This window comes from Marinobacter pelagius, assembly GCF_900114925.1.
Taxonomy (GTDB): domain Bacteria; phylum Pseudomonadota; class Gammaproteobacteria; order Pseudomonadales; family Oleiphilaceae; genus Marinobacter; species Marinobacter pelagius.
The window spans coordinates 25454-38091 of sequence record NZ_FOUR01000007.1 but is presented as its reverse complement, the minus strand read 5'-3'; the positions used below and the strand labels follow the sequence as shown (position 1 = coordinate 38091).

11 protein-coding genes are annotated in these 12638 nt (G+C 61.5%); 8 read left to right on the top strand and 3 right to left on the bottom strand.

Annotated elements, in window-relative coordinates:
- The first annotated feature begins 98 nt into the window (after window positions 1-98).
- The gene (locus BM254_RS13745) at window positions 99-443 is read left to right on the top strand and encodes a pilin assembly protein (RefSeq protein ID WP_092004802.1); all 345 of its coding nucleotides are present in this window, start codon (window positions 99-101) and stop codon (window positions 441-443) included.
- Between the two features lie 77 nt (window positions 444-520).
- Here BM254_RS13745 and BM254_RS13740 read toward each other — a convergent pair whose 3' ends face one another.
- A complete protein-coding gene (locus tag BM254_RS13740) occupies window positions 521-754 on the bottom strand; it encodes a hypothetical protein (RefSeq protein ID WP_092004799.1) in 234 nt (77 codons plus the stop codon).
- Window positions 755-857: 103 nt separating this feature from the next.
- Here BM254_RS13740 and ppc point away from each other — a divergent pair, with 103 nt between their 5' ends.
- From ppc to BM254_RS13715, 5 genes are all read left to right on the top strand, one after another.
- Window positions 858-3503: a phosphoenolpyruvate carboxylase gene (gene ppc / locus BM254_RS13735; RefSeq protein WP_092004796.1), complete on the top strand. Its 2646-nt coding sequence runs from the start codon at window positions 858-860 to the stop codon at window positions 3501-3503.
- Between the two features lie 45 nt (window positions 3504-3548).
- Complete coding sequence (locus BM254_RS13730) at window positions 3549-4919, top strand: HDOD domain-containing protein (protein WP_092004793.1); 1371 nt, start codon at window positions 3549-3551, stop codon at window positions 4917-4919.
- A gap of 206 nt (window positions 4920-5125) precedes the next feature.
- Window positions 5126-5779 (top strand): adenylate kinase, encoded by a 654-nt coding sequence (gene adk, locus BM254_RS13725; protein WP_092004789.1) that lies wholly within the window; start codon window positions 5126-5128, stop codon window positions 5777-5779.
- A 30-nt stretch (window positions 5780-5809) separates the two neighbouring features.
- Window positions 5810-6508, top strand: coding sequence for a tRNA (adenosine(37)-N6)-threonylcarbamoyltransferase complex dimerization subunit type 1 TsaB (gene tsaB / locus BM254_RS13720; protein WP_092004786.1), 699 nt, complete (start codon window positions 5810-5812; stop codon window positions 6506-6508).
- Between the two features lie 3 nt (window positions 6509-6511).
- The gene (locus BM254_RS13715; protein WP_092004783.1) at window positions 6512-7330 is read left to right on the top strand and encodes a class I SAM-dependent methyltransferase; all 819 of its coding nucleotides are present in this window, start codon (window positions 6512-6514) and stop codon (window positions 7328-7330) included.
- 5 nt (window positions 7331-7335) lie between these two features.
- Here BM254_RS13715 and plsB read toward each other — a convergent pair whose 3' ends face one another.
- Window positions 7336-9807: a glycerol-3-phosphate 1-O-acyltransferase PlsB gene (gene plsB / locus BM254_RS13710; RefSeq protein ID WP_092004780.1), complete on the bottom strand. Its 2472-nt coding sequence runs from the start codon at window positions 9805-9807 to the stop codon at window positions 7336-7338.
- Window positions 9808-9946: 139 nt separating this feature from the next.
- On the opposite strand from plsB, the gene nudC reads away from it, so the two are divergent.
- Window positions 9947-10774 (top strand): NAD(+) diphosphatase, encoded by an 828-nt coding sequence (gene nudC, locus BM254_RS13705; RefSeq protein WP_092004775.1) that lies wholly within the window; start codon window positions 9947-9949, stop codon window positions 10772-10774.
- Complete coding sequence (gene murI / locus BM254_RS13700; RefSeq protein WP_092004772.1) at window positions 10767-11624, top strand: glutamate racemase; 858 nt, start codon at window positions 10767-10769, stop codon at window positions 11622-11624. Before nudC ends, murI begins: the two co-directional genes overlap by 8 nt.
- Here murI and BM254_RS13695 read toward each other — a convergent pair.
- Complete coding sequence (locus tag BM254_RS13695) at window positions 11602-12609, bottom strand: DUF2156 domain-containing protein (RefSeq protein WP_092004769.1); 1008 nt, start codon at window positions 12607-12609, stop codon at window positions 11602-11604. The genes murI and BM254_RS13695 overlap by 23 nt on opposite strands.
- Window positions 12610-12638: the final 29 nt, after the last annotated feature.

Genomic DNA, 12638 nt, shown 5'->3' with positions numbered 1-12638 from the left:
ATGGTTCCCAAACCCGAGGCTTCGTCTACACTTCCGGTAACGGACGCACAACTTCAGTGCGCCGGATACTATCAATAAGATGCAGGAGTGCAGGCACCATGAAAATCAAAGATCTGGTCAACTACTGGGACAAGCACGCACGGGGACGGCTGACCCGGGACGCCTATTTTATGGCGCTGTCTGACCAGCATCACAAGCGACTTGAGAAACTCGCGGCACTGTATCCGATGAAGTCGCCACAGGATCTGATGCGGGACCTGATTTCCGCAGCCCTGGACGAGTTGGAAACCAGTTTTCCGTATGTTCAGGGGACCCGGGTTGTGGCTTACGATGAGGATGGGTTCGAGATTTACGAGGATCAGGGCCTGACCCCGAAGTTTGTCAGCCTGAGCCAGAAGCACATCCAGCGCCTCAAGGCCCGCCAGCTGGAATCCGTGGCCTGACCACAGGAAGACTTCCAGCCTGAATTGCCCTTCCGGAGTGGTGCCTTCACCACTCCGGCACGACCGCCTGCCCCTGTTTACTTATCCTTGCTTTCCAGCTTGTCCTTGATCGGGCTCTGACGCACCAGGTCGTCCAGGGCGGCACCGATCATGTCATTCAGAATGTCGGCCTCGGTACGGTCCGGATACAGCTCTGCCAGGGCAGCAATCCTGGCGGCATCCTCCAGCGGCAAGCGGAGGTTGTAGTCGTGGGTACGTTCCACGGGCTCTTTTTCGTTCTCCCAGTGTTTGGGAAGATCAGTCACTTTCATGAATACTCCTTGCGACCACAAGCGGTTACGCCAATAGACTTTCTCGGCTGATTCTTAGTATCGTAAGTTTACTTCGCCTCCGTCAATTCAAAAGGACGTCAATGTGACTGAGCTACATCCGGATCTGCGCGAAAACGTACGAATGCTGGGCGAACTGCTGGGGCAGAGTATCCAGCGCTTCCCCGGCCAGGACTGCTATGACCTGATCGAGGAAATCCGGGCGGCGGCGAAAGCTGATCGCCGGCAGGAAAGCGGCTCCGGCCAGCGGCTGGTGAACCTGCTGAGAAAACTTGGCGACGATGAGCTGCTGCCGGTCACAAGAGCGTTCAACCAGTTTCTCAACCTGGCCAACCTGGCCGAGCAGTACCATGGCATCCGCCGCAAACGCGGGCATCAGTCCGATCTGATGGTGGAATCCCTGGGGGAAGTGTTCGACCGGCTCAAATCCGGCGGCGTGCCCGCGGAGGAGTTGCATCGCCGAGTTGCTGACCTGCGCATCGAATTCGTGCTCACCGCCCATCCCACCGAGGTGGCACGGCGCACCCTGATCATGAAATACGACGAGATGTCCGATTGCCTGTCCCAGCTGGACCATGACGATCTCATGCCGGCGGAGCGGGACGAGATCGTCGCGCGACTGTCCCGGTTGATTGCCGAGGCCTGGCATACCGATGAGATCCGCCATGAGCGGCCGACCGCGGTGGATGAGGCCAAATGGGGATTTGCCGTTATCGAGAACAGCCTCTGGCAGGCCCTGCCGGATTTTCTGCGCAGTCTTGATGTCTCACTGTCCGATGCCACCGGCAAGGGCTTGCCACTCCAGGTGTCGCCCATCCGCATTGCCTCCTGGATGGGCGGTGACCGGGATGGCAACCCCAACGTCACCCACGAGGTGACCCGCACCGTGTTCCTGCTCGGTCGCTGGATGGCGGCGGACCTGTTCCTGCGGGATATCCAGTCACTGCGGGCGGAGCTGTCCATGTGGCAGGCCAGTGATGAACTTAAAGCCATAGTCGGCGAGTCCCGGGAACCCTATCGCCAGGTGTTGGCGGAACTCCGGGACCGGCTGGTGAAAACCAGGGACTGGGCCGAGGCGAAGGTGCACGGGCAATCGGCCGATGCCGAGGGCATCCTGTTCGAGAACGAAGATCTCACCGGACCGCTGGAACTCTGCTACCGTTCCCTGATGGAGTGCGGCCTGGAAACCATTGCCAACGGGCCGCTGCTGGATACCATCCGGCGTGCCCACACCTTTGGCCTGCCACTGATCCGCCTGGATATCCGCCAGGAGGCCTCCCGCCATGCCGAGGCGGTGGCTGAAATGGTCGACTACCTCGGCCTCGGCGACTACAGCAGCTGGACTGAGGACGAACGCCAGGCCTTTCTGGTCAAGGAACTCCAGGGCCGACGGCCACTGGTGCCTCGGAACTGGGAGCCATCGGACAACGTCCGGGAGGTGCTCGCAACCTGCGAAGTGGTAGCCGCACAGACACCGGAAGCTCTCGGCTCCTACGTTATCTCCATGGCCAGCAAACCCTCGGACGTGCTGAGCGTGATCCTGCTGTTGCGGGAAGCGGGCATGAAGTTTCCGATGCGGGTGGTGCCTTTGTTCGAAACCCTGGATGACCTTCGGGGCGCGCCCGATGCCATGGCTTCCCTGTATGAGGTGGAATGGTACCGGGAGTACTGCCAGGGTCGTCAGGAAGTGATGATCGGCTATTCCGATTCCTCCAAGGATGCCGGCCAGCTGATGGCCGCCTGGGCCCAGTACCAGGCCCAGGAAAAACTGACCCATGTGGCCAACCAGTACGGTGTCCATCTGACCCTGTTCCATGGTCGTGGTGGCACCGTCGGCCGGGGTGGCGGCCCTGCCAATCGCGCCATCCTGTCCCAGCCGCCCGGCTCGGTGAACGGCAGTTTCCGGATCACGGAGCAGGGCGAGATGATCCGCTTCAAATTCGGCCTGCCGCGTCTGGCGGTGCAGAGTCTGACCCTGTACAGCACAGCGGTGATCGAGGCGACCCTGGCGCCACCACCGGAACCCGAGGACAGCTGGCGCGAGACCATGGACTGGCTGACCGAACGTTCCCTGAAAGCCTACCGGGACGTGGTTCGGGAGAATCCGGATTTTGTACCCTATTTCCGCCAGGTGACGCCGGAACAGGCACTCGGCAAACTGGCCCTGGGCAGCCGTCCGGCCAGGCGCAAGCCCTCCGGTGGTGTCGAGAGCCTGCGAGCCATTCCCTGGATCTTCGCCTGGACCCAGATGCGGCTGATGCTCCCGAGCTGGCTGGGTAGCGATGTGGCGCTGGAGGAAGCCGCCCGGGAGGACCGGCTGCCGGAGCTCCGGGAAATGATGCAGGGCTGGCCGTTCTTCCGGACCTACGTGGATATGCTGGAAATGGTGCTGGCCAAAGCCGACCTGAGGATTGCCAGCTATTATGAACAGACTCTGGTCGAGGACAGCGAGTTGCTGAGCCTGGGTGAGGGGCTGCGTGAACGCCTCGCTGGCTGCATCCGACGGGTGCTGGAGCTGAAGGAGCAGCAGGATTTGCTGGAGCAGGAACCGGTCTTTGCCCACTCCATGAGAGTGCGAAATCCCTACACCGACCCCCTGCATTACCTCCAGGCCGAGCTTCTGAGGCGTGACCGGGAAAGCGAAGGCAAGGGTGAGGTGCCGGAAATGGTGGAACGGGCCCTGAAAGTGACAATGGCTGGCATTTCGGCCGGTATGCGTAACACCGGCTAACCGGGCGTTAACCATCTGCCAGACACAGACATAGGAGTATCGGGTGTGGCGCTTGCGGCCAGGCTGGAGCAGTATCTGAGTGAACAGGGTCTGTCCTACCGGGAGCTGGCCATCGAGCCGGTCCCGAACCTGGACGCGGCGGTGATCGCCTCGGGCCGGTCCCAGCACGATTTTGTCCAGGCCACGCTGTTGCTCGATATCGACGGGGTGGTGATGGCCGTTCACCGGTTCGACAGCGCCCTGGATATTCCGGCGGTACAGCAGCTGACCGGGCGCCGGCTCCAGCCTCTGACTGCCCGTCAGAGCAAACGGCTGTTCGAGGACTGCGAACCGGGATTTGTGCCGCCGGTCGGCGGCGCCTACCGGGTGCCGGTGCTGGTCGATGAGGATGTTATCAATGGCCAGCCGGTGCTGTTTTCCGGGGGCCGAAACGATGCCTTGGTCGAGATTGACGGGGAAACCCTGAAAATCCTGTTGGCGGATGCCTTCCGGGCCCGGCTGGTGATTCACGGCCAGGGTGGCAGTGACCGGGGGGCGCTGACCCTGGACGAAGTTGCCGGCAAGTTGCGGAATATCTACCGGCTTCCGCCGATGCCGGCACTGGCCCCCCAGATTCGTTCCATGGCAACCAGTGAAGGGGCGGTCGCCGAAGACCTCGCCGACGTCATCGAGCTGGATCCCAGCCTGACGGCGCAGATACTACGTTATGCCCGGTCCGGGCTGTTCGAAACCTCCGGCGAGACCGAAACCGTGCGTCAGGCGGTCACCCGGGTTCTGGGGGTCGACCGGGTGGCCCATATTGTCCAGGGCAGCGCCCTGGTTGGTGGCTTCGGCATTCCCCGGGATGGGATCCTGGGCATGCAGGCATTCTGGTCCCACGCTCTGTACTGCGGGTTCCTGTGCCAGCGGATTGCACCCCGTTGTGGTGTTGACCGGGATATGGCTTACCTGTGCGGATTGCTTCACAACTTCGGTCTGCTGTTGCTGGGGTATCTGTTCCCGGCGGAATTCGAGGAGCTCAGTCGGCTACGGGAGAGCAATCCTGAAGCCAGCATGAAGGCCCTCGAACAGCAGGTGTTCGGGCATGGTGACGAGGAAGGTGAGCTGGCTGTGGGCCATGGTGCCATTGGCGGTCTTTTCCACCGTTTCTGGCAGTTGCCCGAGCCGGTCATCAAGGCCGCTGGCATGCACCAGTACCAGGGCTACACCGGTGAGCATGAGACCTATGTACTGATCGTGCAGCTGGCGAACGGACTGCTGAAGTCCAGGGGAATCGGGGATGAGTTCAACGAGGATAACGTCCCGGTACTGCTCGCTTCCCTGGGCCTGAGACAGGACGCGGTATACGACTTCGAAAAGGACATCGACAGCCTGTCCCCCGACCTTGACGCACTGACCTCTTCCCGCCCATCCTGACTGCCTTCCGGTGCCTGCGACAGTCTGACGCTGCTGCTTTTCGGTGCATGATACTGAGGTCGACTTTCTATGGGCAGGCTGACTTCGTATAATGCGCGTTCGCCGTTCCGGGCTTACATCTGTACCGATCAGAGAGGTTGTCGCAAAGGCAGGGGTTTTTGCCACAGCTTTTCAAACGATAATGACTAAAACGGGAGCACAGCGTTATGCGAATCATCATGTTAGGCGCGCCAGGCGCAGGCAAGGGGACTCAGGCACAGTTCATCACTGAACGCTTCAATATTCCCCAGATCTCCACTGGCGATATGCTGCGGGCCGCGGTCAAGTCCGGTTCCGAGCTGGGTAACCAGGTCAAGGAAGTCATGGCCTCCGGTGGTCTGGTATCCGACGACATCATCATCGCCCTGATCGAAGAGCGTATCCAGCAGCCGGATTGCAAGAACGGCTTCCTGCTGGACGGGTTCCCGCGCACCATTCCCCAGGCGGAAGCGCTCAAGGACCAGGGTATTGCCATCGACTATGTCGTCGAGATCGCTGTCGATGACGAGGAAATCGTCAGCCGCCTGTCCGGCCGTCGTGTCCATGAGGGCAGTGGCCGTATCTATCACGTGAAATACGATCCGCCCAAGGTGGAAGGCAAGGACGACGAGACCGGTGAGCCCCTGGTTCAGCGCGAGGACGACAAGGAAGAAACCGTTCGCAAACGCCTGAAGATCTACCACGAGCAGACCGCTCCACTGATCGGCTTCTACCAGGACTGGGCCGAGAAGGATTCCTCTGCTGCACCGAAGTACGTGCGCGTGGAAGGCGTTGGCAGTCTGGACAGCATCCGCGACCAGATCCTGTCCAAGCTCCAGTAATCCATCATTGACGTTGAGGCATTCACTGCCGTGAAACTGCTGGCACTGGATACGTCATCAGAGGGCTGCTCCGCAGCCCTTCTTGTTGATGGCGAGATAACCGAGCGATTCGAAGTCGCTCCCCGCGGCCATACCCGGCTGCTCATGCCCATGGTGCGGGAATTGCTGGCGGAGAAGGGTCTGGCCCCAGCCGATCTGGATGCCCTTGCATTTGCCTGCGGGCCGGGGTCGTTTACCGGTTTGCGGATTGCCACCGGCGTGGTTCAGGGCCTGGCCTGGGGCCTCAACCTTCCGGTGGTTCCGGTCTCCTCTCTCGCTGCCGTGGCCTATGGCGCCATGGAGTCCCTCGATATCGCCGAAGGCGATGCCGTGGCCGTTGCGTTCGATGCCCGCATGGGTGAGGTCTACTGGGGCTGTTACCGGCGCAGTGACGGCCTGCCCCAACTGCTTGGCGAGGAACGGGTCTGTCCGCCGGAGGCGGTCAGCCTGACCGGCGAAGCCGAACACTGGTACGGTGCGGGTCCCGGCTGGCAGTTCCGCGACCAGATGCCGGCAGAAGTGTCCGGCCCGATGGTGTCCGTGGCGCCGGAGTTGCTGTTGCGGGCCAGCTGGGTAGCGCGTCTGGCCGAGAAACCGGCGGCAGAGGGGCACACTGTAACCGCTGAACAGGCGCAACCGGTCTACATCCGTGATGAGGTGGCCTGGAAAAAGCTGCCTGGCCGCGAGTAACCCGTGGCCTCTCCCCATCCTGACCATTCATCTGACTCTCTCGCTATTGCCCGCAGCCCCCTGGGCGATCACTCCCGGGCCGTGGAACTGAGCGAACGCCTGGGATTTCCCTATCTCGGGGTGGTTCGCCCCCGCGATATTTCCGATGTACCGGTACTGCTGTTCCTGGACGAGCAGGGGCTTTGCCTGCAGTTGACCGGAAAAGGCGCGCCCGGCCCGGTCCGGGTCGAGTTTGTTTCCGGCAAGATGGGGTATCGGCGTGAGCATGGTGGCGGCGCCGGTCAACTGGTTGCCCGGGCCGTGGGCCTGCAGAAGACCAAAGCCCGGCTTAACGTGCTGGACGCGACCGCGGGCCTGGGCCAGGATGCCTTTGTGCTCGCCAGCCTCGGGTGCGAGGTGACCCTGTTTGAACGCAACCCCGTTATCCATGCGCTGCTGGAGGATGGCCTGGCCCGCGCCGCACTCAATGTCGAGTGCGCGCCGATCGTCGCCAGGATGACCCTGGCCGCCGGCAGCAGCATCGACTGGCTGCACCAGGCGGACGGTGGATCAGTGGATGTGGTCTATCTGGACCCCATGTTCCCGCACCGGGACAAATCCGCACGGGTGAAGAAGGAAATGGAGGTGTTCCGCCAGATCGTGGGCGATGACGAGGACGCCTCCGAGTTGCTCGAGGCAGCTATGAAAGTCGCCACTTACCGGGTGGTGGTCAAGCGCCCCCGCAAGGCTCCCGCCATCGAAGGCCCCGAACCCAGCACCCGGGTCGAAGGCAAGAGCAGCCGCTACGACATCTACGCCATCAAGGCACTGCCGGCAGCCTGAACGGATCAGGCGCCGAGCATGGTGACCTGCTGGATGGCCTGACGCTTCTCTACGCTCAGCACCAGGCGGGCGTCGTCCGCCACTTCTTCCAGTCCCTCGCCGTAGTTGATCAAACCGTTGTCATCGGTGGTGATGACGCCATTCTCCTGCATGTTGGCAATGAAATTCCGGAACAGGGTTTTATCGAAGAATTCCGGAGCATTCAGGCCGAACAGGATCGACATACGCTCCGCCAGCAGGGTGCTCTGCTCTTCCAGTTCCGCAGCGCTGATCTTGCCCGAACCATACTTGCGCAGGATGCCCAGGGCGATGTGGTAGCGCTCCAGGGTCTGGATGATGAACCGGGACAGCACCCGCAGTCGCAGCATGGCTTCGGTGCCTTCCTCGGGACGGCCAATGCGATCGTCCTCGAGGGCTTCCAGCAGTCCCTGTTCCACCAGGATATCAATCCAGTGATTGATGACACCTTCCACCTCGTCGGCGGAATACTTCAGGAACAGTTCTGACTGCAGGTAGGGGTATGCCACGGTCGCCAGGAACACGATCTTGTCCCGGCGCAGGGAGTCCTTGTTCTCGAACAGGCTGGCAACCAGCGAGGGCAGGGCGAACAGGTGCTGGATGTTGTTTCGGTAGTAGGTCATCAGGATGGCATTGCTGCCCTCGAGCGCAATAATGTCGCCCAGCTTCTGGGGCTGGCGGGTGACCAGTCCCATGTCCTCGCAGTAGGCGACCCAGTCCTTGCCCGACCCTTCCGGCAGAGTGACCGTGTTGGCATAGGGGAAGGCCTTCAGCAGGCCGGCATACTGGTCCATCAGTCGTATCAGTTGGCCCTCGTCCATGGCCAGGCGATCGGTCCCGAGCAATACCGTGGCGGTCATGCCGATGGGATTGACGGCGACTGAGGCATTGATGTTTGAAGCCACCCGGAGTGAAAGCTGGTCAACGGCCCGGGTCAGCCACGCCGGCCGGTATTCGGCATCGTAGGCTTCCTGGCGCCAGCTCTCGTGGACATCGTCGAGGACGTCGGCCAGCGGAATCGCTTCACCGAAGTTCACCGCAACCCGCCCGAAGGAATTGGTTAGCTTGCGGGCGGTCTTGGCCAGCCCGAACACGCTCTCTTTCTGTTTCTTCTTGCCACGCAGCTCGCCAAGGTAGGAGCGGCCTTCCATGACTTTCTCATAGCCGATGTAGACCGGCACGAAGACGATGGGTTTGCGGTGATCCCGCAGGAAGCTGCGAACGGTCATGGAGAGCATACCCGGACGCGGTGACAGCATGCGCCCGGTCCGGCTGCGGCCGCCTTCGACGAAATACTCCACCGAGTAGCCCCGGGAGAACATTACGTGCATGTATTCGTTGAACACGGTGGCGTACAGCGGGTTGTCCCGGAACGAGCGACGCATGAAAAAGGCTCCGCCCCGGCGCAGGATCGGCCCGACGATCGGCATGTTCAGGTTGATGCCGGCAGCGATATGCGGGGGCATCAGGCCGTTCTTGTACAGAACGTAGGACAACAGCAGGTAATCGATGTGGGAGCGGTGGCAGGGCACGTAAACCACGGCGTTGTCCTGGGCTACTTCCTTGGCGACCTTGATGTTGTTCACCGCGATGCCGTTGTAGATGCGGTTCCAGAGCCAGGACAGCACCACCTCCAGAAAGCGAATGGTTACGACGGACATGCTGGCGGCAATTTCGTCCGCGTACTTGTAGGCCTTGGCCCGTACTTTCTCTGGCGGGATATCGTCCCTGGCGGCGGTTTCGCGGATTGCTTCCTTCACGGCCTGGGTGCGCACCAGTCCCTCCACCAGGGTGCGGCGATGGGACAGGTCCGGCCCGAGTACGGCCTGGCGCACCCGGCGGAAATGGGTACGCAGCAGCCGGGCAAGCTTGCGGTTTGCCCGTTCCTCGCTGTGCCGGTACTCATCAATCACCTGCTTGAGGGACAGCGGCTGGTTGAACTGCACGTAGGTGTTGCGGCCGTGCACCATGATGATCAGGAACTTCTGCAGGCGCCCGGCCACCGACCAGGTGTCGGACAGCAGCAGTTTGACCAGGGATTTCTCCTTGTCCGGGGACCGGCCCCAGAACATGGACACCGGCACGATCTGAACGTCCTGGTCCGGATGCTCCAGGCCGTAGCGGACCAGTGACTTGAACTCGGTGGTGGGTACCGGAGTCTGGCGACCGCCGCTGAACAGGCCGCCGATGCGACGGTAAAGGAAGAAAAACGAATGGGAGGGCCCGTTCTTCACCGGCAAGGATTCGGTTGCACCGGGCAGCCCGACGCGGATGACCTCCTGTTCCAGCACCAGCCGGCTCGACAGGGAACTGTACTGGAGTACGTAGCACACCGGCTTGTCCGGATTGAGGCCCAGGGATTCGGCATTGTTTCCGCTGACGTCTGTCCGTACCCACAAGAACAGGATCTTGCGAAGAATGGTCAGAATCAGGCTGCGAATGCCCTGGTAAAATCGCATAAATCGTCGCTCCGGTGACTGAAAACAGGCGCTAAGTTTACTTGGTTGCGTACGGTGCGGAAAGTCGGCCCGCGATTCTTGGCACTTGCCGCAATGTGGTACATTTCTCCATCACCGTTTTTGCACAGCGAAGTATTGCATGAACTATTCAGACACAGACTGGAAACCCGGCTGGAGTACCGACAGGCCGGAGCCGAAAGACCTGGTACTGCTGGTGTCAGGAGCCAATATCCTCAAGCCCGAAGAGGGCTGGCTGGTAGGCCGGGATGATCCCCGACTCGTCGGTGTCGATGCCGATTCGGTGGCTCTGGGCTCCATCCGTGAACGGGCAGTCTATGTTACCGAGGTGCCGGAAGATACCGCGGGCTTCGAGTTGGTCAACCTCCGGGAGGCGATCCTGATGCGGGAGGATGTGCCCACGGCTCTTTTGAGCACGGGGTTCCAGGTCTGGCAGTGGTGGCGGGATCACCGTTTTTGTGGCCGCTGTGGCGGGGAGACCGGGTTTCATCCCCGCGAACGGGCGAAGTGGTGCGACACCTGCCAGATTCCCTGGTATCCACGGCTTGCGCCCTGTGTGATCGTGGTCATTCGCCGGGAGGATCGTTTCCTGCTGGCGAAGAATGCCCGGGTCAAACGTCATTTCTACAGTCTGATTGCCGGTTTCGTGGAACCCGGTGAAAGCCTGGAGGAAGCGGTGGCCAGGGAGGTCATGGAGGAAACCGGACTGGCCGTCACCAACGTGCGCTATTGCGAATCCCAGCCCTGGCCGTTCCCGCACCAGCTCATGGTCGGCTTTTTCGCCGACTACGCCGGTGGAGAACTGGTACTCCAGGAGGACGAGTTGTCCGATGCCGGCTGGTATCGCCCCGGTGATACACCGCCGGTGCCACCGCAGACGACCATCGCGGGCCGGCTGATCCGGCTCATGGAGCGGGAGATAGCTGAGGCCGGAGGCACCCGTGACTGACGCTCCGGCGCCGCGCATCCTGGTTTTCGATTCCGGCGTGGGTGGCCTTAGCGTTGCCCGGTGCATTCATGAAACTCTGCCGGGTGCCAAGCTGGTCTACCTGGCGGACAATGCCGGCTTCCCCTACGGCGATCAGCCGGAACCGGTGGTGATCGAACGCTGTACCACCCTGATCCGCCGGGCGCTTGGGGAAATACCCTGTGACGTGGTGGTGGTGGCCTGTAACACCGCCAGTACCGTGGTTCTGCCCCGATTGCGGGCGCTGATTGATGTGCCTGTGGTGGGGGTGGTTCCGGCGATCAAACCCGCAGCCGGCCAAACGGCCAATCGCCGGATCGGTGTGCTGGCCACCCCGGCCACTGTGCGCCGGCCCTACCTGGATCGGCTGATCGATGAGTTTGCCGGTGATTGCCAGGTGGTGCGGGTCGGGCACCCGGCTCTGGTGCGCTGGGCCGAGCAGCTGGTACGGGGAACTCCGGTGCCGGAGGCGGAGCTGCGGGAGGTGTTGGCCCCCCTGGAGCGGTCAGCCGTGGATACCGTGGTACTCGGCTGCACTCATTACCCTCTGCTGCTGGATGCGTTGAAAGCTGCACTGCCGGAGGTCCGGCACTGGGTGGATTCCGGCGATGCCATTGCCCGGAGAGTGCAGTTCCTGCTCAGTGAGGCCGGCCGGGACCTGGGTGCCATCGCCGGGGGCGAGCATCCCGAGCCGGTCCGTGCGGTGTTGCTGTCCGGGGAGGTGCCCCACGGATTGGCAGGGTTCATGGCGTCATTGGGCCTGGCGGTGCGGCAAATCGAGGCGCGCTGGGGTGGGCTGGCGGACCCGGTCAGATCAACCGGGTCAGTTTGAACATGGCCAGGAACTCCATGGCCGGGATGGCCCGGCGGTGGCAGCAGTAGGTCTTGAATACCTCGCCCCGGAACCGCGACTTTGTGAATTCCAGTCCCTTGAAGTTGTATAGGAAATTGCCTTTCTCGTACACCAGATGCAGCAGGCGTTTGAGCAGACGGCTTTCCTGGTGTTCCATGGTGCTGTCCAGTGACAGCGGAATCAGCCCCAGGTCCAGGTAGGGCACGCCTTCGGCCCTGAAAACCTCCATGGCATGGGCCATCAGCGTGTAGAAGATGCCCTGGCGGAAATCGGCATTGGCCCGGGAGATGTTGGGTACGTAGCTGATGATCTCGTTGTTCCGGTAGACGGGGTCGAAGTAGATGAACCCCACCGCCTTGCCATTCTGGTAGGCATAAAAGTGCCGTTCATTCTCCCGGTATGACATCTCCATCGGCCGGATCAGGAAGCGGATTTCGTTGCTTTTGCACTTTCGGGTGCGGATCCAGGCTTCGGAGATCTCCCGGGTGTGATCGTCGCTGAAACGTTCCTTCACGGTAACCCCGTTCTTCTGTGCCTGGTTCAGGGCCGTGCGCAGAATCTGCTTTTTCTTCCCGCTGAGACTCCAGCGGGACAGGTCGATGCGGGATTCGCTGCCGAACTGGGTTCCGAACAGGCCAAAGCGCTGGTGCAGAAAATCCACGACCGGTCGTGACACCTGGATGTAGCTGGCATTCGGGTAGCAATGGTGAAACTGCTCCAGGATCTCTCCGAAGTTTTCGGGAGCGCAGACCGGGTCGGACAGAACAAAGGTGCCACCCCATTTGCGCATGAACGCAATGTAGCCGATGCCTGGCAGGTCAAAGAAACGCATGCCCGGCTGCAGGGTTGAAAAGGACTGGGAGTGGGTGCCGTACTTCTTCAGGTAACTCACCCGTTCGGCAAAACTGAAGTTCCCGCTGTCCAGTTCGCGGGCGTTGTCCAGTGCAAGAATCTGATCCGTCATGTCTCTGCTCCGGGGTTATTGTTCTTGGG